At 73.1% G+C, this 25,645-nt stretch carries 19 protein-coding genes; 7 read left to right on the plus strand and 12 right to left on the minus strand.

Going from position 1 to position 25,645, the window contains the following annotated elements; genetic code table 11:
• Nucleotides 1–89 precede the first annotated feature (89 nt).
• Both ACH4EB_RS27130 and ACH4EB_RS27135 read left to right on the plus strand, forming a co-directional pair.
• Nucleotides 90–1,637, plus strand: a complete 1,548-nt coding sequence (locus ACH4EB_RS27130; protein WP_398350408.1) for an alkyl sulfatase dimerization domain-containing protein — start codon at nucleotides 90–92, stop codon at nucleotides 1,635–1,637.
• Nucleotides 1,638–1,681: 44 nt separating this feature from the next.
• On the plus strand, nucleotides 1,682–2,986 hold the full coding sequence (locus ACH4EB_RS27135; protein WP_398350409.1) for an MFS transporter: 1,305 nt from the start codon (nucleotides 1,682–1,684) through the stop codon (nucleotides 2,984–2,986).
• A 96-nt stretch (nucleotides 2,987–3,082) separates the two neighbouring features.
• Here ACH4EB_RS27135 and ACH4EB_RS27140 read toward each other — a convergent pair whose 3' ends face one another.
• Genes ACH4EB_RS27140 through ACH4EB_RS27150 form a run of 3 tightly spaced genes read right to left on the minus strand, consistent with a single transcriptional unit; the run spans nucleotide 3,083 to nucleotide 5,320 of the window.
• Complete coding sequence (locus ACH4EB_RS27140) at nucleotides 3,083–3,391, minus strand: AzlD domain-containing protein (protein ID WP_398350411.1); 309 nt, start codon at nucleotides 3,389–3,391, stop codon at nucleotides 3,083–3,085.
• A complete protein-coding gene (locus ACH4EB_RS27145; protein WP_398350413.1) occupies nucleotides 3,388–4,347 on the minus strand; it encodes an AzlC family ABC transporter permease in 960 nt (319 codons plus the stop codon). The genes ACH4EB_RS27140 and ACH4EB_RS27145 overlap by 4 nt, the downstream gene beginning before the upstream one ends.
• Nucleotides 4,348–4,357: 10 nt before the next feature.
• Entirely contained in the window at nucleotides 4,358–5,320 is a 963-nt protein-coding gene (locus ACH4EB_RS27150; RefSeq protein WP_398350414.1) for an AraC family transcriptional regulator, read from the minus strand.
• Between the two features lie 145 nt (nucleotides 5,321–5,465).
• On the opposite strand from ACH4EB_RS27150, the gene ACH4EB_RS27155 reads away from it, so the two are divergent.
• From ACH4EB_RS27155 to ACH4EB_RS27170, 4 genes are all read left to right on the plus strand, one after another.
• The gene (locus tag ACH4EB_RS27155) at nucleotides 5,466–10,322 is read left to right on the plus strand and encodes an ATP-dependent helicase (protein ID WP_398350416.1); all 4,857 of its coding nucleotides are present in this window, start codon (nucleotides 5,466–5,468) and stop codon (nucleotides 10,320–10,322) included.
• Between the two features lie 409 nt (nucleotides 10,323–10,731).
• Nucleotides 10,732–11,547 (plus strand): Fpg/Nei family DNA glycosylase, encoded by an 816-nt coding sequence (locus ACH4EB_RS27160; RefSeq protein ID WP_398350417.1) that lies wholly within the window; start codon nucleotides 10,732–10,734, stop codon nucleotides 11,545–11,547.
• Nucleotides 11,548–12,526: 979 nt separating this feature from the next.
• A complete protein-coding gene (gene hemC / locus ACH4EB_RS27165; protein ID WP_398350418.1) occupies nucleotides 12,527–13,558 on the plus strand; it encodes a hydroxymethylbilane synthase in 1,032 nt (343 codons plus the stop codon).
• 76 nt (nucleotides 13,559–13,634) lie between these two features.
• Nucleotides 13,635–14,144 carry a hypothetical protein gene (locus ACH4EB_RS27170; RefSeq protein ID WP_398350419.1) on the plus strand — a complete coding sequence of 170 codons (510 nt, stop codon included), beginning with the start codon at nucleotides 13,635–13,637 and terminating at the stop codon, nucleotides 14,142–14,144.
• Between the two features lie 108 nt (nucleotides 14,145–14,252).
• On the opposite strand, the gene ACH4EB_RS27175 is transcribed toward ACH4EB_RS27170, so the two are convergent.
• Complete coding sequence (locus tag ACH4EB_RS27175) at nucleotides 14,253–14,672, minus strand: PPOX class F420-dependent oxidoreductase (protein WP_398350421.1); 420 nt, start codon at nucleotides 14,670–14,672, stop codon at nucleotides 14,253–14,255.
• A gap of 224 nt (nucleotides 14,673–14,896) precedes the next feature.
• Here ACH4EB_RS27175 and ACH4EB_RS27180 point away from each other — a divergent pair, with 224 nt between their 5' ends.
• A complete protein-coding gene (locus ACH4EB_RS27180; protein ID WP_398350422.1) occupies nucleotides 14,897–16,030 on the plus strand; it encodes a methyltransferase domain-containing protein in 1,134 nt (377 codons plus the stop codon).
• 59 nt (nucleotides 16,031–16,089) lie between these two features.
• Here ACH4EB_RS27180 and ACH4EB_RS27185 read toward each other — a convergent pair whose 3' ends face one another.
• The 8 genes from ACH4EB_RS27185 to ACH4EB_RS27220 form a co-directional block, all read right to left on the minus strand.
• A complete protein-coding gene (locus ACH4EB_RS27185) occupies nucleotides 16,090–16,560 on the minus strand; it encodes a Dps family protein (protein ID WP_398350424.1) in 471 nt (156 codons plus the stop codon).
• Between the two features lie 537 nt (nucleotides 16,561–17,097).
• A complete protein-coding gene (locus ACH4EB_RS27190; protein ID WP_365845174.1) occupies nucleotides 17,098–17,481 on the minus strand; it encodes a helix-turn-helix transcriptional regulator in 384 nt (127 codons plus the stop codon).
• A 109-nt stretch (nucleotides 17,482–17,590) separates the two neighbouring features.
• Nucleotides 17,591–18,100 carry a CinA family protein gene (locus ACH4EB_RS27195; RefSeq protein ID WP_398350447.1) on the minus strand — a complete coding sequence of 170 codons (510 nt, stop codon included), beginning with the start codon at nucleotides 18,098–18,100 and terminating at the stop codon, nucleotides 17,591–17,593.
• 153 nt (nucleotides 18,101–18,253) lie between these two features.
• A complete protein-coding gene (pgsA, locus tag ACH4EB_RS27200; RefSeq protein ID WP_398350425.1) occupies nucleotides 18,254–18,943 on the minus strand; it encodes a CDP-diacylglycerol--glycerol-3-phosphate 3-phosphatidyltransferase in 690 nt (229 codons plus the stop codon).
• Complete coding sequence (gene rimO, locus ACH4EB_RS27205) at nucleotides 18,940–20,433, minus strand: 30S ribosomal protein S12 methylthiotransferase RimO (RefSeq protein WP_398350426.1); 1,494 nt, start codon at nucleotides 20,431–20,433, stop codon at nucleotides 18,940–18,942. The genes pgsA and rimO overlap by 4 nt, the downstream gene beginning before the upstream one ends.
• A gap of 79 nt (nucleotides 20,434–20,512) precedes the next feature.
• Entirely contained in the window at nucleotides 20,513–21,337 is an 825-nt protein-coding gene (locus ACH4EB_RS27210; RefSeq protein ID WP_398350427.1) for a helix-turn-helix domain-containing protein, read from the minus strand.
• 346 nt (nucleotides 21,338–21,683) lie between these two features.
• On the minus strand, nucleotides 21,684–24,512 hold the full coding sequence (locus ACH4EB_RS27215; protein WP_398350428.1) for a DNA translocase FtsK: 2,829 nt from the start codon (nucleotides 24,510–24,512) through the stop codon (nucleotides 21,684–21,686).
• Between the two features lie 226 nt (nucleotides 24,513–24,738).
• Nucleotides 24,739–25,398: a two-component system response regulator gene (locus tag ACH4EB_RS27220; protein WP_398350429.1), complete on the minus strand. Its 660-nt coding sequence runs from the start codon at nucleotides 25,396–25,398 to the stop codon at nucleotides 24,739–24,741.
• Nucleotides 25,399–25,645 lie beyond the last annotated feature (247 nt).

The raw sequence follows: 25,645 nt of genomic DNA on the forward strand, positions 1-25,645 counted from the left end.
AGACTCGTGCCCACGGGGACCGACCTGAGGACCGATCCGCCGGTGCCTGTCCAGCGCGGGTGTCCGGCGTACACGAGGAGCCGCTCGGCATGACGGATGGCAGGACGCAGCACAGCCCGCAGGCAGGCACCACCAGGGCCGGAACGGGGACGCCCGGAACCGGGGCGCCGAAAACGTGGGCGCCCGGAACCGCAGCGCCCGGTGCCGGGGCCGGCTCCGGGTACCTCGCGTACGCGGACCGCGTCTGGTCGGGTGAGGACACCCTGCTGGCCCACTTCACGGGTGCGTACGCCGGGGAAGGCCTCGTCCGTGTCGGTGAGCGCACCGGGTTCTTCCCCGCCTTCGCGAACGTCGCGGTCTTCGACACCGGCACCGAGGGGCTGGTCATGGTGGACTCCGGCGAGGCCCGTACGGCGGACCGGTTGTACGCGGCCGTGTCCGCGTTCGGCGGCTCTGGACGCGAGGTGCGTACGGTCGTCCACACACACGGCCACATCGACCACGTCTTCGGCGTCGGGCCCTTCGACGCCGCGGCACGGGCCCGCGGCACCGAGCCGCCCGAGGTCGTGGCCCATGAGGCCGTCGCCGCGCGCTTCGACCGCTACACCGCCACGGCCGGTTACAACTCCTGGATCAACCGCCGACAGTTCGGTGTCCCGGGAATCGAGTGGCCCACCTCCTACCGTTATCCGGACACCACCTACCGGGACCGGCTCACCCTCCGCCACGGCGACCTGACCTTCGAGCTCCGGCACGCACGCGGCGAGACCGACGACGCCACCTATGTGTGGGTACCGGAACTCAAAACCCTCTGTACGGGTGATCTGTTCATCTGGAACGTCCCCAACGCGGGCAACCCCCAGAAGGTGCAGCGTTACCCGGAGGACTGGGCACGGGCGCTGCGCTCCATGGGCGCCCTGGGAGCCGAGGTGCTGCTTCCGGGGCACGGGGTGCCGATCCGGGGGGCCGACCGCGTCGCGGCCGCGCTGGGCGACTGCGCCGAGCTGCTGGAGTCGCTGTGCGCGCAGACCCGCGACCTGATGAACGCCGGGCTGCGGCTGGACGAGGTGGTCCACCGGGTGCGGGCTCCGGCCCGGCTGCTGGACAAGCCGTACCTGCACCCCGCCTACGACGAGCCGGAGTTCGTCGTCCGCAACCTGTGGCGCCTGTGGGGCGGCTGGTACGACCAGAACCCGGCCCACCTCAAGCCGGCGCCGGAACGGGCGCTGGCCGCCGAACTCGCCGACGCCGCGGGCGGCGCCCCCGTACTGGCGCGCCGGGCCCTGCGCCTGCTGGCCGGGGACGAACAGCGCCTGGCCGCCCATCTGGCGGAGACCGCGGCGCTGGCGGCGCCGGAGGACCGCGAGGTCGCGCGCATACGGGCCGAGGTGTACGCGGCACGGGCCGCCGCCGAGCCGTCCACCATGGCCCGTGGGATCTTCGGCTGGGCGGCGGCGGAGTCGGCGGCTGTGGCGGAAGGGACGGATGTGGAGTCGGAGTTGACGCGTAGCGAGGAAGGGCGGCGGCGCGCGGCCGGCGCGATCAGTGTGGGCGTGACCGACGAGGACACGTGCTCCTGTGGAGGCGCGCGGGACGGGGCCGACGGCATGGGGCCGGACGGGGGGACCGTGCGGTGACCCGTGGGGCCGGGACCGGGGCACGGCCCGGCGCGCTCTCCGGCATGACCGCTTCCGAGCACCGGCGGGCATGGCGCACCACCTGGCTGCTGGTCGCCTTCATACTCATCAACTTCGCCGACAAGACGGTGATGGGCCTGGTCGCGAACCCGGTGATGGCCGACCTGCACCTGACCCGCGGCCAGTTCGGCGCCGCGTCCGCCGCGTTCTTCGCGCTCTTCAGCCTGGCGGCGCTCGGCGGCTCCTTCCTCACCCGTACGGTCCGCACCCCGGTCCTGCTGCTCGGCATGGCGCTGCTCTGGTCCGCCGCCCAGTTGCCGATGCTCCTCGGCGTGGCCGGATTCGGCGTCCTGGTCGCCACCCGGGTGCTGCTGGGCGCGGCGGAGGGCCCGGCCACCCCGGTGGCGGTGCACCACCTGCACGGCTGGTTCGAGGAGCGCGACCGCACGCTGCCGACCGCCGTCTTTCTGGTCGGCGCGGCGGTGGGCGTCGCCGTCGCGGCGCCGGTGCTCGGCGCGGTCACCGCCGCCTGGGGCTGGCGATGGGCGTTCGGCGTGGTGGGTCTGATCGGCCTGGTGTGGGCGGCGGTATGGCTCCGGTACGGCGAGGAGGGGCCACTGGCGCCCCCGGTGGGACGGCGGTCCGCCGGTCGCGCCTCCGGGGGCGGCGGCTCCGTCCCGTACCGGAAACTGCTGCTCTCCGGGACCTGGCTGTCCGCGGCCCTCGGCGCGTTCGCCGCCTTCTGGACGGTGTCTGCCTCACTCACCTGGGCCGTGGACTACTTCCAGGAGGTCGGCGGGCTGGAGCTGCGCCAGGCGAGCCTGCTCATCATGCTGGCCGCTCTGGCCAAGGGCGCCGCGATGCTGACCCACGGCCTGCTCGTACAGCGCACGGGCCGGCGCGCGGCAGCCGGCCTGCGCCCCCGCATCGCGCTCCCCTCAGGAGTGAAGAACGGGCTGGTGCTGCTCCTCTCCAGCGCGGCGACCCTGGCCTTCGCCGCCACGGACACGCTGTGGCTGAAGGCCGTCCTGCTGCTCGGGCCGATGGCCGTCTCCGACATCATCCTGACGGTGGCGCAGACCTCGGTCTCCCGGATCTCCCCGGCAGACCGGCGCGGTGTCGCCCTCGGCTCGCTGACCTGCGTCTTCGCCCTGGCAGGCATCCTGGCGCCCGCGGTGACGGGGCGGCTGGTGGACGCCGGGGAGACCGTCGCGGACGGGTACGTCGGCGCGTACGCGACCATGGCGGGCCTGACGGCGCTGGCCGGAGTGGCCGTGACGCTCTTCCTGCGCCCGGAACGGGACGCGCGGCGGCTGGGGGTGGCGGCGGCGACGGTCGTGAGGGGGTAGACGGGGAGCGCGCCGGGCCCTCAAGCCCGGCGCCCGGCCGATGCGACGGTCCCCGTACCCAGGGCCGGCATCTCCGCCCCCGGAAACCGGCGTCCCTCACCCACCCAGCGCCCGCACCCCCGCCGTCACCACCACCGCGACGGCCACGACCAGGAGGAACGGCGCGCGCAGCAGCAGCGCGAGCACCGCGGCGCCAACGCCCGCCGCCTTCGCGTCGAACAGGAGCTGATGTCCGTCGCCGAACGTCTCCTGAGCGGTGAGCGCGGCGAGCAGCGCCACCGGCAACAGGGCGGCGAGGCGCTTGACGAGCGGCCGTTCCAGGGCGCCCGCCGGTATCAGAAGGCCGAGGTACTTCACCAGGTAGCAGCCCACGGCCGTGCCGCCGATCGCGATCCAGACACTCACCGCGCGTCCACCTCCCGTGCGCCGTTCTCCTGCACGCCGTTCTCCTGCACGCGCGTCTTCAGGCCCGCGTCAGGGTCGCCCGTAGGACGCGTACGGGCCCGTCGCCCCTCCAGACACAGGACGGCCGGAGCGGCGAGCGCCGCGACCAGGACCGGCACCCCCGCCGGCAGCAACGGCAACGTCACCAGGAGGAGCCCGGCCGCGAGCCCCGCGACAGCGCGTTCCGCCGCCGAGGCGAGCAGGGGCGCCAGCAGCGCCACGAAGACGGCGGGACCGGCCGCGTCGAGCCCCCATGCCTCCCGGTCGCCGAGGGCCCCGGCGCCCATGGCCCCGGCCAGGGTGGTGAGGTTCCACAGGAGGTACATGGTCAGCCCGGTGACCAGGAATCCGAGGCGCGCGCTGCGCCGGTCGGGCTGGACCAGGGCGACGGCCGAGGTCTCGTCGATGACCCAATGGGCGGCGAACGGCTCGGTTCCGGCCCGGAACCCGAGGAGGCCGGACAGCCGCAGGCCGTAGAACGCGTTACGGGTGCCCAGGAAGAACGCCCCGGCCGCCGCGGTGAACGGGTTGCCGCCCGCGGCCAGCGCGCCGACCAGCGCGAACTGCGAGGCGCCGGTGAAGACCAGCAGGCTCAGCGCACAGGCCTGCCACACCGACAGCCCCGCGCCCGCCGCGGTCACCCCGAAGGCGAACCCGGACAACCCGACGGCGACGCCGACGCCGAGCGCGTCCCTGACGACCGCGGAAGTGGACTTTTCCCGGGAAGCGGGCTCGACCGCGGGAGCGAACCCGGCCTCAGGACCGGGCTCGGCCGCGTGAACTGCCCCGACCGCGGAAACGGGACCGGTCGCGGAAACGGCCTGTCCCGCGAGAAGCGAATCGGCCCCCGCCGCGCGTTCTGGGGCCGGGCCCCGGGGCTGCTGTATCTGTTGGTATCGCTGCGTCTCTCGTGCCACGCCCCGGACCCTAGGAAGCCCTCTCCCCAGCGGTCTTGTACGTTCTTGCGCCGCCCGCGCGCTCACGTCGGTACGCGCCCGGGGGCACGCCCACGATCCGGGTGAAGTGGCGGTTCAGGTGCGGCTGGTCGGTGAATCCGACGGCGACGGCGGCCTCCGCCGGTGCCATACCGGTCTCCAGGAGCCGCCGTGCCCGGCGGACGCGGGCGTCCGTGAGCCAGGCGTGCGGCGGCATCCCGTACGCGTTCTTGAAGGCGCGCAGCAGGGCGAACGGGCTGGTGCCCAGTTCCCGCGCCACCTGCTCCAGGGTCGGTGGCGCGGTCAGCCGTGCCTCCAGGAGCGCTCGGGCGCGTTCGGCGGTGCGCGCTCCCGCCGAGGCGGGGGTACGGGTCGGGGCCGGGCCACCGTGGCGCCGCAGCAGCCGGGCCACCACGATGCGCAGCAGACTGTCGGCGGCCAGCGCGTTGCCTTCCTCGGCCGCGCGGTGCACGCCGTTGACGAGGTGTACGGCGTACGGGTCGTCCGCGAGAGGCTCGGTGAAGGCGGCGGTGCCGGTCAGGCCGGTCGTCTCGGCGGCGATGTCGGCGACGAGTCGCTCGGCGGGGTAGAGCGTGGCGTACGCCCAGCCCTCGGGCGCACCGGCCTGCGCGGTGTGCGGCACCTCCGGATTGATCATGACGAGACCGCCGTGCCCCGCGTCCGTGACGCCGTCCGGCAGCCCGACCCGCTCGATGCCGCCGGTGACGGCGCCCAGGACGTAACCGTCGTGCGAGTGGCGGGGAAAGAAGTGGCGTATGTAGCGGGCACGCAGCAGGTCCAGGCCGGGCAGTTCGGCGTACTGCCAGTGCCGGGCCCACTCGCCGCCCTTGCGGCCGCTGTGCGCCCCGGGCGGGGCGCCGTCGGCGCGGGCTCTCGCGCCCGCCGCCACCGCGTCCTCCGCGCCTCGCGCGTCCCCCGCCCCGCTCCCCGTCATGGCGTCATTGTGCTGACGCGCGGTCGGCCGCAGTCGGCCTGTCCGGCACGTGGACGGCGCCGCCACGCACCGACATCGCCTACATCACCGCAGGTGAGCGGCGGGGCACCGGCGATTGTCAGTGGTCCGTTGCACGATGGGGGACATGGCCAAGGCAGCGCTCGACTCGTTCTCCCCCGCGACCCGCGACTGGTTCACGGGGGCGTTCCGCGCGCCCACCGCCGCGCAGGAGGGTGCCTGGCAGGCCATCGGCGAGGGCTCCGATGTGCTGGTGGTCGCGCCGACCGGTTCCGGCAAGACCCTGGCCGCCTTCCTCGCCTCGCTCGACCGGCTCGCGAGCGTCCCTCCGCCCGCCGAGCCGAAGAAGCGCTGCCGCGTGCTGTACGTCTCCCCGCTGAAGGCCCTGGCGGTCGACGTCGAGCGCAACCTGCGCAGTCCGCTGACCGGCATCCGTCAGGAGTCCGTCCGCCTGGGGCTGCCCGAGCCCGACATCCGGGTGGGCATCCGCTCCGGTGACACCCCGGCCGCCGAGCGCCGCGCCATCGCCAACCGGCCGCCGGACATCCTCATCACCACCCCCGAGTCGCTCTTCCTCATGCTGACCTCCTCGGCCCGGGAGGCCCTGGAAGGCGTCGAGACGGTGATCGTGGACGAGGTGCACGCGGTCGCGGGCACGAAGCGCGGCGCCCACCTGGCCCTGTCCCTGGAGCGGCTCGACCACCTGCTGGAGCGTCCGGCCCGGCGCATCGGCCTGTCGGCGACGGTGCGCCCGGTGGAGGAGGTCGCCCGCTATCTGTCGCCGCAGCGCCGGGTGGAGATCGTCCAGCCGCCTTCCGGCAAGGAGTTCGACCTTTCGGTGGTCGTCCCCGTCGAGGACCTCGGCGAGCTGGGCGGCTCCCCCGTCCAGGAGGGCGACACCGGTGAGAAGCCCTCCATCTGGCCGCATGTCGAGGAGAAGATCGCCGACCTGATCCAGGCGCACCGCTCGACGATCGTCTTCGCCAACTCCCGGCGTCTCGCCGAGCGCCTGTGCAACCGGCTGAACGAGATCGCCTACGAGCGCGCCACCGGCGAGGCCCTGCCCGAGGACCACTCCCCCGCCGAGCTGATGGCCGAGGCCGGCGCCGCCAAGGGGGCGCCCGCGCTGTTGGCCCGCGCCCACCACGGCTCGGTGTCCAAGGAGCAGCGCGCCCAGGTGGAGGAGGACCTCAAGGCGGGCCGGCTGCCGGCCGTCGTCGCCACGTCCAGTCTGGAGCTGGGCATCGACATGGGTGCGGTCGACCTGGTGGTGCAGGTCGAGTCCCCGCCGTCGGTCGCCTCCGGTCTCCAGCGGGTCGGCCGCGCCGGCCATCAGGTCGGCGCGGTGTCCCGGGGCGTGGTCTTCCCCAAGTACCGCGGCGACCTCGTGCAGGCCGCGGTGGTCACGGAGCGGATGCGCGCGGGGTCCATCGAGTCGCTGCGCGTCCCCGCCAACCCGCTGGACGTCCTGGCCCAGCAACTGGTCGCGATGGTCGCGATGGACACCTGGGACGTGACGGAGCTGCTGGCTCTGGTCCGCCGCTCCGCCTCCTTCGCGGCCCTCCCCGAGTCGGCGTTCAACGGCGTGCTGGACATGCTCGCGGGCCGCTATCCCTCCGACGCCTTCGCCGAGCTGCGTCCGCGCGTCGTCTGGGACCGCGTGGCCCAGACGGTCACCGGCCGGCCCGGCGCGCAGCGGCTGGCCGTCACCTCCGGCGGCACCATTCCCGACCGCGGCCTCTTCGGCGTCTTCCTGGCGGGCGCCGACCCGAAGAAGAGCGGTGGGGCATCGGACACCGCGGCGAGCGGTGCCTCCCCCCGGGGCGGTGGCGGGCGGCGGGTGGGCGAGCTGGACGAGGAGATGGTCTACGAGTCCCGCGTCGGCGACGTCTTCACGCTCGGGACGACGTCCTGGCGCATCGAGGACATCACCCGCGACCGGGTACTGGTCTCCCCGGCCCCCGGCGTCCCCGGCAGGCTGCCCTTCTGGAAGGGCGACCAGCTCGGCCGCCCCCTCGAACTGGGCCGCGCGCTGGGCGCGTTCCTCCGTGAGATCGGCTCGCTGGCCCCGGAGGCCGCCCGCGCGCGATTGTCCGCCGCCGGCCTGGACGACTGGGCGACGGGCAACGTCCTCGCGTATCTCACGGAGCAGAAGCAGAGCTGCGGCCATGTGCCGGACGACCGCACGATCGTCGTCGAGCGCTTCCGCGACGAGCTGGGCGACTGGCGGGTGGTGGTGCACTCCCCGTTCGGCGCGCAGGTGCACGCCCCCTGGGCGCTCGCCCTCGGCGCCCGCCTCTCCGAGCGCTACGGCATGGACGCACAGGTCATGCACGCCGACGACGGCATCGTGCTGCGCCTGCCGGACGCCGACCTGATGGGCCTGGACCTGCTCGACAGCGACACCGGCGACTTCGACCCGGCGGCCCGCGGCATGGAGTACGACCCCGAGCAGTCCCCCGTGGGCGCCGCCGATGTCGTCTTCGACCAGAGCGAGGTCGACCAGGTGGTCACGGACCAGGTGGGCGGCTCGGCCCTGTTCGCCTCCCGGTTCCGGGAGTGCGCGGCCCGCGCCCTGCTGCTGCCCCGCCGCAGCCCCGGCAAGCGCACTCCCCTGTGGCAGCAGCGCCAGCGCGCTTCCCAGCTCCTCCAGGTGGCGGGCGAGTTCGGCTCGTTCCCGATCGTGCTGGAGGCCGTCCGCGAGTGCCTCCAGGACGTCTTCGACGTGCCCGGCCTGACGGAGCTGATGGGCGACATCGAGGCCCGCCGGGTCCGTCTCGTCGAGGTCACCACACCCGCGCCCTCCCCCTTCGCCCGCTCCCTGCTGTTCGGGTATGTGGCCCAGTTCCTGTACGAGGGCGACTCCCCGCTCGCCGAGCGCCGGGCCGCCGCCCTCTCCCTGGACTCCCGGCTGCTGGCCGAGCTGCTCGGCCAGGCCGAACTACGCGAGCTGCTCGACGCCGACGTCCTGGCGGAGCTGGAGAACGAGCTGCAGTGGCGCACCGAGGACCGCCGGGTCAAGGACGCCGAGGGCGTCGCCGACCTGCTGCGGATGCTCGGCCCGCGCACCGACGACGAACTGGCCGAGCGCGGCGCCGAGCCCGGGTGGGTCAGGGAACTCGCGGCGGCCCGCCGGGCCATCACGGTCCGGATCGCCGGCCGGGACCACTGGGCAGCGATCGAGGACGCGGGCCGGCTGCGCGACGCCCTGGGCACGGCCCTGCCCGTGGGTGTTCCCGAGTCGTTCACCGAGCCCGTCAAGGACCCGCTCGGCGACCTGCTGTCCCGCTACGCACGGACGCACGGCCCGTTCACCTCCGAACAGGCCGCCGCCCGCTTCGGCCTCGGCACGGCCGTCACGGAAGGCGCCCTCCAGCGCCTGGCGGCGAGCGGCCGCGTCGTCCAAGGTGAATTCCGCCCGCCCGCCGCCCACCCCCCTTCGACGGAAGCGCCGCACACCTCTTCCGGCCTCGGCCAGGAATGGTGCGACGCCCAGGTCCTGCGCCGCCTGCGCCGCCGTTCCCTGGCCGCCCTGCGACACGAGCTGGAGCCCGTACCACCCGCCGCCCTCGCGTCCTTCCTCCCGCAGTGGCAGCAGGTGGGGCCGCTGGCCGCCAAGGGGCCGTACGGGTCGGGCGCGCAGCGCGGCGGCTCGTACGGCCTGCGCGGCATCGACGGCCTGGTCCGCGCCGTCGAGCAGATGCAGGGCGCCTCCGTGCCCGCCTCCGCCCTCGAAAAGCTGGTCCTGCCGTCCCGGGTCGGCGACTACGCCCCGGCGCTGCTGGACGAGCTGACCTCCACCGGCGAGGTGCTGTGGGCCGGCGCGGGAGCGCTGCCCGGCAAGGACGGCTGGGTGTCCCTCTACCTCGCCGACACCGCCCCGCTGCTCCTGCCGCCGCCCCACCCACTGGAGCTGTCCCCCCTGCACCAGTCCGTCCTCCAGGCCCTCGCCCCCGGCTACGGCCTCTTCTTCCGCCAGCTCGCCGACCAGGTCCGCGCCACCACCCACCCCGAGTGCACGGACCCCCAACTCGCCGACGCCCTGTGGGACCTGGCCTGGTCCGGTCGCCTCACCAACGACACCCTCGCCCCGCTCCGGTCCCTCCTCGGCTCGGGCCGGACGTCCGGCTCCACCGCCCACCGCGCCAAGCGCGCGGTCCCCCGCGGCCGGTACGGCACCCTGACCGCCGCCACCGGCCGTACGGGCCGCCCCACCGCCTCCCGCTCCGGCCCGCCGACCGTCGCCGGCCGCTGGTCGCTGCTCCCCGCCCCCGAACCGAACCCCACCCACCGCGCCCACGCCCTGGCACGCACGCTTCTCGACCGCCACGGCGTCGTCACCCGCGGCGCCGTGGCCGCCGAGGGCGTCGAGGGCGGCTTCTCCGCCGCGTACCGCGTCCTGGCCGTCTTCGAGGAGACCGGGCAGGCCCGGCGCGGCTATGTGGTCGAGGGGCTGGGCGCCGCGCAGTTCGCGATGGACGGCGCGGTCGACCGGCTCCGCGCCGTCAACACCGGCCGCGAGCGCGTCGCCGACGCGTACGCCCAGGACGGCCCGGGGGACCGCCGCGCCACCGGACCCCAGCGGGCCCTGGTGCTCGCCGCCGCCGACCCGGCGAACGCGTACGGAGCCGCCCTGCCCTGGCCCGAGCCGCCCGGCGGCTCGACGCACAAGCCGGGCCGCAAGGCGGGCTCCCTCGTCGTCCTCGTCGACGGCGAACTGACGCTGTACATGGAACGCGGCGGCAAGACCCTGCTGGCCTGGACGCCGTCCGGCGACGGTGCCGCGCCCGACAGCGACGCCCCCGCCGGCACCCGCCAGCGACTCGCCCTCGAAGCGCTCACCGACGCGGCCCGCGCGGGCGCGCTCGGCACGATCACCGTGGAGCGCGTCAACGGCACCGCCGCCCTCACCGCCCCGCTCGCCACCGCCCTGGAGACCGCCGGATTCCACCCCACCCCGCGCGGCTTCCGCCTCCGCCCCTGACCGCCACGAGGAGCCGCCGACGACCGCCACCACGGACTTACGGCCCGTAGGCCGCGCTCACCCGCCCTGTTCGAACCCTCCGAACCGACCGAACCCTCCGAACCGACCGGACCCTCCGAACCGACCGGACCCTCCGGACCCTCCGGACCGCCACGCGCGAAGCGCTCGCGCAGGGACACCCGCGCCCGAACGGTCCATGCCCGAACCGCCCACGCACGAAGGGCTCACGCACGAAGGGCTCACGCACGAAGGGCTCACGCACGAAGGGCTCACGCGGAGGCCGCCCGCGCCCACGCCCGAACCACTCGCGCGGAGACCGCCCACACTCAAGCCGCCCACGCCCGAACCACTGGCGCCTGGACCGCCCACGGCGCCGCCACCGCGTGCCCCCACCCGGCACAATGTCCCCATGCCCGAAGGCGACACCGTTTGGCGCACCGCCCGCCGTCTGCACGAAGCGCTGGCCGGTAAGCCGCTGACCCGAACCGACCTGCGCGTACCGAAGCTCGCCACCACCGACCTGTCCGGCCGCACGGTCCTGGAGGTGGTCCCGCGCGGCAAGCACCTGCTCACCCGCGTCGAAGGCGGACTGACCCTCCACTCGCATCTGCGCATGGACGGCGCCTGGAAAATCTACGCCCCCGCCGAGCGCTGGCGCGGCGGCCCCGCGCACCAGATCCGCGCCATCCTCGCCACCGCCGACCGCATCGCCGTCGGCTACCGTCTCCCCGTTCTCGAACTCCTGCGCACCGCCGACGAGGACGACGCCGTGGGCCACCTGGGCCCCGATCTGCTCGGCCCCGACTGGGACCCGGCGGAAGCCCTGCGCCGCCTGCTCTCGGATCCCGCCCGCCCTCTCGGCGAGGCCCTGCTCGACCAGCGGAACCTGGCCGGCATCGGCAACGTCTTCACTTGCGAGCTGTGCTTCCTGCTGCGCGCGTCCCCCTGGCTCCCGATCGGCCGCCTGCCGGCACCGGAGCGCGCGACCACCCTCGCCAAGAAGCTCCTGGAAGCCAACAAAAACCGCCTCGCCCGCGTCACGACACCCAGTGCCCGCCCGGACCGCCGCCAGTGGGTCTACGGACGCGCCGGCCGCCCCTGCTTCCGCTGTGGCACACCGATCCGTACGGGAGAACAGGGCCCGCCCACCCAGGAACGCGTCACCTACTGGTGCCCCACCTGCCAGCCGGAGGACGGGACGACGCCGGAGGACCCCAAGGCGTAACCCGTGCCGGGTGCTGACGCCACATCATTTTGCCCCGCCACCCCAGGTGGCCCCGCGGCGGAAGCCCCCAGGCCCCCCCCCCGCGAAAGACCTCAGGCCCCTGACGGCAGGCTGCCCCAGGCGGAAGGCCGCCCCCGCCCTCCAACGGAAGCCAACCGACTCCCGCACCCTCCCCTCACTCCCCGATCCGCGCCCCCACTCCCCTCGGCCGAACGGGTGACCTCACAAACCTCACAGGCTCGGCTTTCACCGGCGCGACCCGCCTACGACCGGCCGCCGCCAGCCCCTCCCCCTCGGCCCCGCCCCCGGCTCCACCACGCCTCGGCCACCCGATCCCTCAACACACCCCCAAGCCTCACCGACCCCTCAGCACCCCCACCTCCACCACATCGCCTCCTGCCCCTGCCCCGTCCTCGCTCCGCCCACGGCACGCAGTGCACCGGCAGCAGGCTCAGCCCCCATCCCCCGGCCGCCACCGCTCCCTCGACGATCCCCGGCGTGCCCGGCCACAGCGTCAGCCGTAGTACGGCCCACCACCACAGGCCCGCGGCAGCAGCCCTGGCGGCCAGCCGGCCCGGGGATATGCCGAACCGGGCGAAGAAGTCGTGCCCAGCCATGACTGCCTCCTCCGGTCGACGCTAGACGGGCACAGCCGTCCAGCGGGAGGGCGCACCGGGGCACAACCGGCGCGAACGTTTCGACGGGGCCCGCTCGTCCATGCCCCGTCCTCACGGATCTCTGTCTCCCCGGTATTTTCGCCCGCCGCCTCCCGGCCCGCATCCAGACGCCCCACGCCCGCCGCCCGGCGCGACGGGCGCACGCATCAGGACGAACGCGCCTATCGGACAACCGCCCCCCTCCCCCGCACACCTGCACGGCCCCGTTTCTCCTCGGCCCGTCGCCCGCTGTCTCCTACGCTGCACTGAATGATCACCGCCCGACGGCGGGCGCCCCGAGACGCACCGAACGGAGACCGCCCGTGAGCGCCGATTTCCCCGCCCGCGAGCTGCGCATCGGAACCCGAACGAGCCCCATGGCCCTCGTCCAGACCGCCCACGTCACCCGACTGCTGCACCAGCTCGACCCGCGGCTGCGGACCGTGACCGTCCCGGTCCGGACCGAGGCCGACCTCTGGCAGGGCGATCTGTCCGGCACCGGCGGGAAGGAGCTGTTCGTCAAGGCCCTCGACGCGCGGTTGCAGAGCGGCGACATCGATCTCGCGCTGCACTGCCTCAAGGACGTGCCCGGCGACGTGCCGCTCCGTGCGGGCCTGGTCGTCGCCGCCCACCTGGAGCGCGCCGACGTACGGGACGTCCTGGTCGTGCCCGAGCACTCGGCGGCGCGCCACCTCGGCGATCTCCCGCCCGGCGCCCGGATCGGCACCAGCTCCGTACGCCGCCGCGCCCAGCTCCTGCGAACCCGCCCCGACCTGCGCATCGTCCCCGTGCGCGGCGCGGTCGGCACCCGCCTGGACCTGCTGGACGGCGCACGGGACGGACACGTGGAGCCGGACACCCCCGTGGAACCGGGCGCCCCCGACGACCCGAAGGCCGCCCCCGGCGCGCTGGACGCCCTGGTCCTGGCGAGTGCCGGGCTGGCGCGGCTGGGCCTGACCCACCGGGTGCGGCAGGTCTTCGAGGTGGAGGAACTGCTGCCGGCCGTCGGGGCCGGCGTCCTGTCCCTGGAATGCCGCCGCGACGACAGTGCCGTCGCCGCGCTGCTGGACCACCTCAACCACGAGCCCACACTCACCGAAGCGACCGCCGAACGCGTCATGCTCCAGGGCCTGCGCGGCCACTGCAACAGCCCCATCGCGGGTTACTGCGTCACCGGCCCGGACGGCCGGCTCTCGCTGCGCGGCATGGTCTTCTCCCCGGACGGCACCGCCTTCGCGCAGGTTCACCTGTACAGCGACGCCCCGCACGACCCGGCGGCCCTCGGCGCGCACGCCGCCACCGAACTCCTCAGCCAGGGCGCCCGTTCCCTGATCGATACCGGAGTTCCGCTCTGAACGGCTGTCCGTGTCCCGCAATTCCCCTACCGGCCCCGGTCCGCCTGCCCGGTGAAGGCAGGCGTACGCTCCGATCATGGAGGGGCGTAAGGCGCTTCGACGCCGTATTCGTATCTGGTTGGTCGTCTTCATCATCGGCCTTGTGCTGAGTGGTCTGACGGCTTTTCCGCTCAGTACCGAAATCCGGTGGGCCGACGAACTGCTGCGGTCCGACGCATCCCCGATCGCCGGGAATTTCCCGGGACTGGTGGAGTGGATCGGCAGGGTACGGGAGGGGCTGGAGGCGACCGACGCGAAGTATCCATTCCTGCTGTACGGCACGGACTGGCTGGCGTTCGCGCATCTGGTCATCGCGGTGGCGTTCTACGGTCCGTTCCGCGACCCGGTTCGCAACATCTGGGTCATCGACTTCGGCATGATCGCGTGCGCGGGCATCATTCCGCTGGCCCTCATCTGCGGCCCGATCCGGGGAATTCCACTCCACTGGCAGCTTATTGACATGTCGTTCGGCGTCTTCGGCGTGATTCCGCTGTTGGTGGTCCGCCGAATGATCAAACGTCTGGAGGCGTACGAACTCGCCGCCTGAACGCAGCGGCCGGCGGCAGCAGGGCCCGCGACCGATTCCCTGCGATTGCCGTCACACACGGCAGAAGACCTCCCCCGAATTCCCGGGGGAGGTCCCTCACCCGAGCCGTCAGCCGGCCTGGTCGCTGTCCTTGAGGGTGCCCCAGCCGTGCCAGCGGTCGATCTCGATCCAGGCGCTGACCCGGGCGCGGTCGCGCTGCGGGTAGGGGTTGCCGAGGTAGTGGTGGGCCAGTCGGTCGATGTCGGCCAGGTCCTGGTCCGCACGGAACTCGGTGACGCGGCCGATGATGCTGATGTGGGTGTACCAGCTCGACTCGTCGAGAACGGTGATCGTCACCCGGGGGTCGTTGCGCATGTGCTGCAGACGCCTGCGGCCCTCGTCCATGTTGACCAGCACCCGGCCGTCGTCCCAGAGGTACCAGGTCGCCGTGGAGACCGGCTGGCCGTCCGACCGCAGGGTCGTGATGACGGACGGGTTGGCCTTCTCCAGCATGGCGACCGCCTCTTGCGGCAGCGGGGGTTTCGACATAGCGGACATTCCTCCATACGTTGCTGATCCGGCGTTCGTTTCCCCAACATGATCGTCCGCCCACACCTTCCCGGATCACAGACACGCCACTACGGCGCTCCCGTCACGCACGTCGCACGAACCCCGCACCGTCCACTACCTTCGGCAGCCCCGACCACAATCACCAGGGGCTGCGACCGCCAGTGACCCACCCCACCCCAAGCCCCCACACCCTCCTCTCCCAAGTGGCCACGGCCCTCGGCCGCCCCGTCCCGGCACCCTGGGCCGAGGCCGTGCGGGCCGTGCCGCGGGACCGGTTCCTGCCGGACCGGATCTGGCTCCGCGACGGGGGCGGCGGCTACGCCCCGTGCGACCGCACCACGCAGCCGGCCTGCTGGGCCGAGGCCGCGTTCCGCGACGCGCCGCTCGTCACGCAGATCACCGAGGACGACGACGGGTTCCAGGAACCCACCTCGTCCGCTTCCGCGCCCAGCACGGTGCTGCGCATGATCGAAGACGCCGCCCTCACCGACGGGCACCGCGTACTGGAGATCGGCACCGGCACCGGCTTCCACGCGGCCCTGCTCGCCCACCGGCTCGGCTCCGACCACGTGGTGAGCGTCGAGGTGGACCCGGTGCTCGCCGAAGCCGCCCGGGCCAACCTGAAGGCCGTCGGCCTCACGCCGGCCGTCATCACCGGTGACGGGGCCCTCGGCCACACCGCCGCCGCCCCGTACGACCGGATCATCGCCACCTGTTCCGTGCGCTCCGTCCCCGGGGCCTGGCTCGCGCAGACGCCGCCCGGCGCCCGGCTCGTCGTGCCGTGGAGCACGAGCTGGATCACGTACGGCACGCTCGTTCTCACCCGTCGGCCGGACGGCACGGCCACCGGCCGGTTCGCGGGCTACGGCTCCTACATGGTCATGCGTGGCCTGCGCGCGGCCGCCGACCTGGACCGCGACCTCCTGCGCGCGGGGCAGCGGCCCAGCCGTTCCCGTACGACCCTGTCCCCCTGGGCGGTGGCCGGCGACAGTCTCGACGCGCAGTTCGCCATCGGGCTGCGCGTGCCCGACGTGTGGTACTCCTGGGACACCGCCACGGACGAGGCGCACACCCGCCTGTGGCTGGCCGACGACGCGGCGGCATCGTGGGCCTCGGTGGACTACGACGGCCGGCAGACCGGCACGTACCGCGTACGGCAGCACGGGCCGCGCCGGCTCTGGGACGAGGTCGAGGCGGCCCACCGGCGATGGGTGCGCGCCGGCGCACCGGAGATCGCCCGCCACGGCCTCACCGTCACCGCCGAAGGACAGCGGATCCGCCTCGACAAGCCTTCTCAACCGCCAAGCGCCCCCCTGACGGTGTCAGAGGGGCGCTGAAGCGGGCTGTCGCGCGCACCCGGACGGGCTGGGCCCGGTCCGCGGTCGAAGCGCGAGCGTCAGGCGGACTCGGCCTGGAACATCCAGTGGTGCTTCTCCAGGTCGCCGGTGAGGCCGATGAGGATGTCCTGGCTGACCGGATCGGGCTCGTCCGTGACGCGGATCCGCTCGCGCATCCGTGCGATGATCGCGCCCAGCGCGTCGGTCACCACGCGCACGACCTCGGCGTCCTTGATCCAGTTGTCCTGCACCGTGTCGATACCGCTGGTCTTCGCGACCGTCTCGGCCCGGCCGTCCGGGGAGACGCCGATCGCCGAGGCGCGCTCGGCGACCGTGTCGGCGTACGCGCGAGCCGTGTCCACTACATCGTCGAGCTGAAGATGTACGGACCGGAAGCGCGGGCCGATGATGTTCCAGTGGACCTGCTTCGCCACGAGCGAGAGATCCACCAGGTCGACGAGGGCTCCCTGCAGTGCGTCCCCGACCACCTTCCGGTCGTCGTCGGACAGCGTGCTCTTGACGACAGACATCCATTTACTCCTTTTCAGGGCGAATAACTCCGCTTCGCCCACCGTACAAACGATTGGTCCTGTCTGTACGGATCGGGTACCCAGACGCGCTGCGGTAATGCGCGGGGATTTCACTCCGGGGACGAAAGTCCCCGTCGGCCCCGCCGTTCGCCCCGGCACTCGGGGCTTTCTCCCGTACGCATCCCGGACCCCGGATCCCGAATCCCGGACCCCGGGCCCCGGGCCCCGGGCCCCGGGCCCCGGATCCCGGTCTCGTTCGGCTCCGCGTACGGTCCGGTCATGGGCACGGCCGGACGGCCCCGACACGCGCTGACGCCCGACGCGCCCGGACGCCCCCAACACACACCGAGCCCCGTCCAGCGGCTGCCGGACGGGGCTCAGAGAAGTTGAGGGGCCCTCGGGGGGGACGCACAAAAGGACTCGACGCCCGCGCGACTCAGCGGGCCCGAGGAGGGCGGTTGTCGCCCTCAGGAAGCACAGGACACAGGAAAGCGGGCCGTTACGGCCGGACACCCCGACCGCGCCACGCCCGCGGCCTCAGGCCGCGACGACGTCGACGGCCTCCGCCGGTGCCTTGATCGTCACGCGGTCCTCCGGAACCCCGGCCAGCGAGGTCACGGACACCGAGTTCAGCTTCGGACGGACCGGTGCGGGCACCGGGTCGCCGGCCGCGGCAGACCGGGCCAGCTCCGCGAGCGCCAGTTCGTCACTGACCTCGCGCATCAGCTCGGACATCCGCACATCCAGCGCGTCACAGATCGCCGAGAGCAGTTCGGAAGAGGCTTCCTTCTGTCCCCGTTCGACCTCGGACAAGTAACCGAGCGACACCCGGGCGGAGGAGGAGACCTCGCGCAGGGTGCGGCCCTGGCGCTGACGCTGTCGGCGCAGCACGTCACCCAGCAGGCGACGAAGCAGAATCATCGCTGGCTCCCTCCTCGGACCTCGGATCCGGATCCTTCTCGCCCCACCGTACCGCCTCGGGCCTCGGCCGTGCGGGGCGCGAGTACGTGTTCACTCAGGGCTGCAAACATCAAAAATCCCCCCGTTGTTCCGTATCCTGTGCCGCCGCGTTCTCTGTCAGTTGGCTCACCAGCAGGCGGAGCGCCGCCACCACCGTGTCCCGGCGGATCGTCCGGCGGTCGCCGTCCAGCGTGAGGCGCAGCACACTGCCCGCCCCGCCGGGTCCGTCGGCCGCGACGAAGACGGTGCCCACGGGCTGCCCGTCCTGGGGGTCCGGGCCGGCCACCCCTGTAGTGGCGATACCCCAGTGCGCGCTCAGCACACGCCTTACACCACGGGCCATCTGGCGGGCAACCTCCGCGTCCACGGCTCCGCGCGCGTCGAGCAGCGGCCCGTCGACACCGAGGACGTCCCGTTTCAGCTCGGTCGCGTACGCCGTCACCGAGCCCCGGAAGACCCGGGAGGCTCCGGGTACCCCGGTGAGCGCCCCGGCCACCAGTCCGCCCGTGAGGGACTCGGCCACCGCCAGACTCTCCCCGCGCGCCGCGAGCACATCCAGCGCCCGCGCCGCCGCCGTCAGCGCCTCGGAGGACGGCTCCGTGGCACCGTCGCGGTTCGCGCCGCGCAGGGCCTCAGGCGCTGCCCCAGGGGTCTCCGCGCCCGCTTCCCGTCCGGTTTCAGCGTGCATTTCCGCAGCCACTTCGGGAGGTCGCCCCGGCGGCCGTCTCCGGCCTCACCGTGCGGGGCCCCCGTCGCCGCGCGCCTTCGCGGCCGTCCTGGCCCGCTCCTCGGCCTGTACGGCCCGTGCCTCGGCCAGTCCGGCCCGCCGCAGCACGACCGCCTGCCGTACGTAGTCCAGCCCGGTCACGACGGTCAGCACCACGGCCACCGCCATCACCCACCACCGGAACGTCGCCAGCGGCCCGGTCAGCAAGAGCACATACATGCCCACCGCGGTGCCCTGGGCCAGGGTCTTCAGCTTCCCGCCGCGGCTGGCGGGGATGACCCCGTGCCTGATCACCCAGAACCGCATCAGCGTGATGCCCAGCTCACGGAAGAGGATGACGCCCGTCACCCACCACGAGAGGTCGCCCAGGACGGACAGACAGACCAGCGCCGCGCCCATGATCGCCTTGTCCGCGATCGGGTCGGCGATCTTGCCGAAGTCCGTGACCAGGTTGTACTGGCGCGCCAGGTGGCCGTCGAACACATCGGTGATCATGGCGATGGCGAAGGCCGCCCAGGCGAACGAGCGCCACGCCGGGTCGAAGCCGTCGCCGTGCATCAGCAGCAGCACGAAGGCCGGTACGAGCAGCAGCCGCACCATCGTCAGGACGTTGGCGATGTTCCACAGCCCGGCCGTCCGGACGGCCGGCGCCGGGCGGTGGTGCCCACCGGCCGCGGAAGCCGGGACTCCGGTCATCTGCCCGCCTCCTCAGTACACGGCGCGCCGTCCGCCGACAGCACCTCGGCCACCAGGTCGACGCCCTCACTGGCCACGACCTTTGCTTCGACCATACGACCCGGCGCAAGGTCGAGTGAGGTCCGCAGCAAGGTCACGCCGTCGGTCTCGGGCGCCTGGTGCGCGGCGCGCCCCACGACCCCGTCCTCCTCGTCGACGCTGTCCACCAGGACCGTGAGGGTCTCCCCCAGCCGCTCCTCGGCGCGCTGCGCGGTCAGCTCCTCGGCCAGCCGGGAGATACGCGCGAGGCGCTCGGCGACCTCGTCCGGGTCGACCTTCTTCTCGTACGTGGCGGCCTCGGTGCCGTCCTCGTCGGAGTAGCCGAACACGCCGATGGCGTCCAGCCGCGCCCCGGTCAGGAAGCGCTCCAGCTCGGCGACGTCCTCCTCGGTCTCGCCGGGGAAGCCGACGATGAAGTTCGAGCGGGCACCGGCCTGCGGCGCCTTCGCGCGGATCTGCTCCAGCAGGCCCAGGAAGCGGTCGGTGTCGCCGAAGCGCCGCATGGCGCGCAGCACGCCCGGTGCCGAGTGCTGGAAGGACAGGTCGAAGTACGGGGCGACCTTCTCCGTCCCGGTCAGCACGTCGATCAGGCCGGGGCGCATCTCGGCGGGCTGCAGGTAGCTGACCCGGATCCGCTCCAGGCCGTCGACGGCCGCCAGCTCCGGCAGCAGAGTCTCCAGCAGGCGGATGTCGCCCAGGTCCTTGCCGTAGGAGGTGTTGTTCTCGGAGACCAGCATGATCTCCTTCACGCCCTGCTCCGCCAGCCAGCGCGTCTCGCCGAGCACGTCGGAGGGGCGGCGCGAGATGAAGGAGCCGCGGAAGGACGGGATGGCGCAGAAGGAGCAGCGCCGGTCACAGCCGGAGGCCAGTTTCACGGAGGCGACCGGGCTGGTGCCCAGACGGCGCCGGAGCGGCGCGCGGGGCCCCGAGGCGGGCGCCACGCCCTCCGGCAGGTCCGCGGGGGCCGGGGCCGGCGCGGTTTCGCCGTGGCCGGGCAGGGCGACGCCCGCGGCGTCCTGGCGCTCGGCGGGGCTGATCGGCAGCAGTTTGCGGCGGTCGCGCGGGGTGTGCGGCGCGTGCACGCCGCCGGAGAGGATGGTCTGCAGCCGCCCCGAGATGTCGCCGTAGTCGTCAAAGCCGAGTACGCCGTCGGCTTCCGGCAGGGCCTCGGCCAGCTCCTTGCCGTACCGCTCGGCCATGCAGCCGACGGCCACCACCGCCTGGGTGCGGCCGTGGTCCTTCAGGTCGTTGGCCTCCAGCAGGGCATCGACGGAGTCCTTCTTGGCGGCCTCGACGAAGCCACAGGTGTTGACGACGGCGACATCGGCATCGGCGGCGTCCTCGACGAGGTCCCAGCCGTCCGCTGCCAGGCGGCCTGCGAGCTCCTCCGAGTCCACCTCGTTACGGGCGCAGCCAAGAGTGACAAGGGCGACGGTACGGCGTTCGGGCATGGAGTCAGCCTACTTTGTCCCGGCAACCTCCCTCGCTGCCAGGGTTGCCCTCCGCCCGGCGCCCCCGGGCGGGGCCTGCTCAGCCCGCCTGCGGGCCCGCCGAGTAGCTCAGCCGCTCGACCGCTCCCTCGGCGCCGACCTTCTCGACCTCCTTGCCGTTGACGAACAACTGCACGACTCCGGCATTGCCGACGACCAGGTCGATCCGCTTCTTGTCCGTGAAGGTCTTGGACTCGCCCTTCTTGAGCAGGCCGTCCTCCAGCAGCCGGCCGTTGGCGTCCTTGGCGGAGATCCAGCTCTGCCCGTCCTTCGCGGTGATCTTGATGGTGACCTTGTCCTTCGGGACGCCCGCGACGGCGCTCTCCGAGGGCCCGGGGCCGGGGACGGTGCTGGGCCTGGCCGTCTTGCCGGACTTGCCGGACTTGCCGGCGGCGGGCTTGGTCGGCTGCACCGGCGCCACGGTGTTGTCGCCCTCGGCGACCGCGCTCCCCTTGCCGCCGCCGCTGAAGAGGGTGAAGCCCACGAACCCGACGACCACGACGATGGCCGCGACCATCGCCGCCGTCCAGTTCGGGCGGCCCCGCTCGGGCCGGATGCGTTCGGCCTCGAAGAGCGGCGCGGCGGGGGTCGGCTCGGGGCGGCCGCCGCGGTCCCCGTCGAACTGCGCGATCAGCGGTTCCGGATCGAGTCCGACGGCGCGCGCCAGCGTGCGCAGATGCCCCCGCGCGTAGACGTCGCCGCCACAGCGCGAGAAGTCGTCCTGCTCGATGCCCTGCACGATGGGCACGCGCACCCGCGTGGTGGTACTGACCTCGTCGACGGTCAGTCCCGCCGCGATACGGGCCTGCTGGATGGCGCGGCCGATGGAGGGCCGGTCGTCTTCGGGGGAGTTGCCGATGGACACGTGGGCGCCTTTCGAGCGTGAGCCACCTGCTGGAGGTTCAGTCTAGGGGTGTACCGAAAGGGTCGGGCAAGCGGAAGAGCGGAGTTTGTACGCCATCAGAACGCCGGGTCAGACCGCCGGACGCCCGGTCCGGGTGCCGATGGTGCACCATCCTCCCACCACCTCCCTCAACTTGACGTATCGGCGGAAGAAACGGTTGCTTACGGTCTCTCGTGCCTGCCCCGGACCGCTCGTACGGGTGAATCCGGCGCGTGGCTCGTGAACTTCCTCCGCCTCGGCCGCGCGTCCGGTGGACGGGCCCGGAGCGCCGCGCGGGCGGCGCCGGACACCGCCCGGCCGACGGCCTCTAGGAAGGCGTCTCCCCCCGGATGACCGCCAGTACGCCCTCCAACTCGTCCGGCTTGACGAGCACGTCGCGCGCCTTCGACCCCTCGCTCGGCCCGACGATGTTGCGCGACTCCATCAGGTCCATCAGCCGGCCCGCCTTGGCGAAGCCCACCCGCAGCTTCCGCTGGAGCATGGACGTGGACCCGAACTGGGTGGAGACCACCAGCTCCGCGGCCTGGCACAGCAGATCGAGGTCGTCGCCGATGTCCTCGTCGATCTCCTTCTTCTTGGCCGTGCCGACCGTGACGTCCTCCCGGAAGACCGGCGCCATCTGGTCCTTGCAGTGCTGGACGACCTGCTGGACCTCGTCCTCCTGCACGAACGCGCCCTGCATGCGCACCGGTTTGTTCGCGCCCATCGGCAGGAACAGGCTGTCGCCCTTGCCGATGAGCTTCTCCGCGCCGGGCTGGTCGAGGATGACCCGGCTGTCGGCGAGCGAGGAGGTCGCGAACGCCAGCCGGGACGGCACGTTCGCCTTGATCAGACCGGTCACCACGTCCACCGAGGGGCGCTGCGTGGCCAGCACCAGGTGGATGCCGGCGGCGCGCGCGAGCTGGGTGATCCGCACGATGGAGTCCTCCACGTCGCGCGGCGCGACCATCATCAGGTCCGCCAGCTCGTCCACGATCACCAGCAGGTACGGGTACGGCGACAGGTCGCGCTCGCTGCCCTCCGGCGGCTTCGCCTTGCCGCTGCGCACGGCCGCGTTGAAGTCGTCGATGTGCCGGTAGCCGTACGCCGCCAGGTCGTCGTAGCGCAGGTCCATCTCGCGCACCACCCACTGGAGGGCCTCGGCGGCCTTCTTGGGGTTGGTGATGATCGGGGTGATCAGGTGCGGGATGCCCTCGTACGCGGTCAGCTCGACGCGCTTGGGGTCGACCAGCACCATCCGGACCTCGTCGGGGGTGGCGCGCGCCATCACCGAGGTGATCAGGCAGTTGATGCAGGACGACTTGCCGGAGCCGGTGGCGCCCGCGACGAGGATGTGCGGCATCCGCGCCAGGTTGGCCGAGACGTACCCGCCCTCGACGTCCTTGCCGAGCCCGACCAGCAGCGGGTGGTCCTCGCCCACCGACTCCGCCGAGCGCAGCACGTCGCCGAGGTTGACCATCTCCCGGTCGCTGTTGGGGATCTCGATGCCGACCGCGGACTTGCCGGGGATCGGGCTGATGATCCGTACGTCCGGGCTGGCGACCGCGTACGCGATGTTCTTGGCCAGCGCGGTGATCTTCTCGACCTTGACCGCGGGGCCCAGCTCGATCTCGTAGCGGGTGACCGTCGGGCCGCGGGTGAAGCCGGTGACCGCCGCGTCGACCTTGAATTCCTGGAAGACGGTGGTCAGCGACTCCACGACGGCGTCGTTGGCCGCGCTGCGGGTCTTGCCGGGGCCGCCGCGGGTCAGCAGGTCCAGCGACGGCAGGGAGTAGGTGATGTCGTTGGACAGCAGTAGCTGCTCGGCCCGGGAGGGCAGCTCGCCGGAGGGTTCCGGCGCGGACTTCGTGAAGTCGGGCACCGGCCCCGAGGGCTGCTCCTCGCCGCCCCGGGCCGCGCCCCGGGCGGGCGGCACCGCGCCGCTGTCCTGCTGGTGCCCGGCCGCGGGCCGCTCACCGTCGCCACGCCCGCCGTCACCGCGCGCCCCGTCCCGGCGCTCGCCGGAGATGCTGCTGCTGAGGTCGGCGACCAGCGGTGAGGGCTGCACGCCGTGCAGGACGGCCCCGTCCAGCGAGGCGGCGGCCGCTGCGGCCACGTCCACCGCGTCCATGGGCCGGTCGGCGGGCTGCAGGGGCGTACGGCGCCCGCGGCGGCGCTTGGCCAGCGCCGCCTCCTCTATGGCGTCCGGATCGCCGTCCGGGTCCGGCTCGGGGGCGGCGCGCCGCGCGCCCCGACGGGGCTGCTCGCGCCAGTCCTCGGCGTACGCGTCGGCCTCCGCGGCCACCGGCTCGGGCTCGTACACCTCGACGAGGCCCAGCCGGGCGCCGAGCAGCCGCAGCCGCTGCGGGATGGCGTTGACCGGCGTGGCGGTGACGACGAGCAGGCCGAAGACGGTGAGCAGCACCAGCAACGCCACCGCCAGCGTCTGGCCGACGGTGAAGATCAGCGGCTTGGACGCGGCCCAGCCGACATAGCCACCGGCGTCCTGCATGGCCGCTATGCCGTCGCCCCGGCCGGGCGACCCGCAGGCCATGGCGACCTGCCCGAGGACGCCGATGACCAGCGCGGACAGGCCGATCACGATCCGCCCGTTGGCCTCGGGCTGCTCCGGGTGCCGGATCAGGCGCAGCGCGATGCCGCCGAGCAGTATCGGTACGACCAGGTCCAGGCGGCCGAAGGCACCGGTGATCAGCAGTTGGACGAGGTCGCCGACCGGGCCGCTGAGGTTGGACCAGGTGCCGGCCGCGATGACCAGGGCGAGCCCGAGCAGCAGCAGGGACAGCCCGTCCTTGCGGTGCGCCGGGTCCAGGTTCTTCGCGCCGCGCCCGACGCCGCGGAACATCGCGCCGACGCCGTGCGCCAGCCCGAGCCAGCAGGCCCGCACCAGGCGGTAGACGCCGCCGGTGGGCGACGGCGCGGGTCTCGGCGGCGCCTTCTTGGCGGCTGCCTTCTTCGCCGGCGCGCGCTTGGCCGGTGCGGTCTTCTTGGCGGGCGCCCTCTTGGCCGGAGCCGGCGCCTTCTTCGCCGGTGCTTTCTTCGCGGCGGCCTTCTTGGCGGCGCCCCCGGGCTGTCCGGCGCGCTGCTTCGAGGGGCCCGCCGTGCTCTGGGAACCCTTGCCGGACGTACGTGAGGCCATGGTGACGAGATTACAGGCGACGGCCACAGTGACACGAGCGCTCGGGACTTCACCCATTCGTGTCGCGCACCGCACCGCGCACTTCACGCCGACGGCTCACGACGTCGGCCGTACACGGGCCTGGTGATGGCGCGTCAGGCGCGCCGGGCCCCGGACCCGCCACCATGGTCCCGCAGGCCGCCCAACGGGCCCCTGGAGCGCCTGCCGGCGCCCCGCACGGCACCCCTCAGGAAGCGCCGTCGCCCGTCCCGGGCTCCAGGGCGTCCAGCGCCCGCCGCAGTCCGGTGAGCTTGCGCTCCAGATGCGCCGCCGTCGCGATGGCCGCCGCGTCCGCCGACTCGTCCAGTTGCTTGGACAGCGCCTCGGCCTGCTCCTCCACGGCCGCGAGCCGGGCGGACAGCTCGGCGAGCAGCCCCGCCGGCTCCTTGGCCTCGTCCGCCGCGGCGCGGCCGCTCTCCAACTGGAGCCGCAGCAGCGTCGCCTGCTCCCGCAGTTGACAGTTCTTCATGTACAGCTCGACGAAGACCGAGACCTTGGCGCGCAGCACCCACGGGTCGAACGGCTTGGAGATGTAGTCGACCGCTCCCGCGGCGTAACCACGGAAGGTGTGGTGCGGGCCGTGGTTGATGGCGGTCAGGAAGATGATCGGGATGTCGCGGGTACGCTCGCGCCGCTTGATGTGCGCGGCCGTCTCGAACCCGTCCATCCCCGGCATCTGCACGTCGAGCAGAATCACCGCGAAATCGTCGGTGAGCAGTGCCTTGAGCGCTTCCTCCCCGGACGATGCCCGCACCAGTGTCTGATCGAGCGCGGAGAGGATCGCCTCCAGCGCCAGCAGATTCTCCGGCCGGTCATCGACCAGGAGGATCTTGGCCTTCTGCACCATGGCCCGTCCTCCTCGCCCCGGCAATGAACCGGACGCCGCCCCAGGGGACGGCTCTGTCATGCCGCCCGTCCTTGTGCCGGTCATCGTAGCCGCACCCCGCCTGTCGCCACACCCTGTCACCGCGATGTCACTGTGCACGTAGCACAAACGCAGTGAGAGACCAGAAGGTTCCCCGAATACCGCTCTCCCACACGTGGCCGGCCACACTGAGTCAACATGCGGGGAACCTTACGAGCCTCATTTGACG

Source organism: Streptomyces sp. NPDC018045 (genome assembly GCF_044327445.1).
Taxonomy (GTDB): domain Bacteria; phylum Actinomycetota; class Actinomycetes; order Streptomycetales; family Streptomycetaceae; genus Streptomyces.

Coding starts and splice junctions, on each gene's coding strand:
- pgsA (WP_398350425.1), bottom strand. CDS start 18,943: ATGACCGGAGTCCCGGCTTCCGCGGCCGGTGGGCACCACCGCCCGGCG.
- ACH4EB_RS27150 (WP_398350414.1), bottom strand. CDS start 5,320: ATGACGGGGAGCGGGGCGGGGGACGCGCGAGGCGCGGAGGACGCGGTG.
- ACH4EB_RS27175 (WP_398350421.1), bottom strand. CDS start 14,672: ATGTCGAAACCCCCGCTGCCGCAAGAGGCGGTCGCCATGCTGGAGAAG.
- ACH4EB_RS27170 (WP_398350419.1), top strand. CDS start 13,635: ATGGAGGGGCGTAAGGCGCTTCGACGCCGTATTCGTATCTGGTTGGTC.
- ACH4EB_RS27215 (WP_398350428.1), bottom strand. CDS start 24,512: ATGGCCTCACGTACGTCCGGCAAGGGTTCCCAGAGCACGGCGGGCCCC.
- rimO (WP_398350426.1), bottom strand. CDS start 20,433: ATGCCCGAACGCCGTACCGTCGCCCTTGTCACTCTTGGCTGCGCCCGT.
- ACH4EB_RS27190 (WP_365845174.1), bottom strand. CDS start 17,481: ATGATTCTGCTTCGTCGCCTGCTGGGTGACGTGCTGCGCCGACAGCGT.
- ACH4EB_RS27185 (WP_398350424.1), bottom strand. CDS start 16,560: ATGTCTGTCGTCAAGAGCACGCTGTCCGACGACGACCGGAAGGTGGTC.
- ACH4EB_RS27130 (WP_398350408.1), top strand. CDS start 90: ATGACGGATGGCAGGACGCAGCACAGCCCGCAGGCAGGCACCACCAGG.
- ACH4EB_RS27135 (WP_398350409.1), top strand. CDS start 1,682: ATGACCGCTTCCGAGCACCGGCGGGCATGGCGCACCACCTGGCTGCTG.
- ACH4EB_RS27220 (WP_398350429.1), bottom strand. CDS start 25,398: ATGGTGCAGAAGGCCAAGATCCTCCTGGTCGATGACCGGCCGGAGAAT.
- ACH4EB_RS27155 (WP_398350416.1), top strand. CDS start 5,466: ATGGCCAAGGCAGCGCTCGACTCGTTCTCCCCCGCGACCCGCGACTGG.
- ACH4EB_RS27160 (WP_398350417.1), top strand. CDS start 10,732: ATGCCCGAAGGCGACACCGTTTGGCGCACCGCCCGCCGTCTGCACGAA.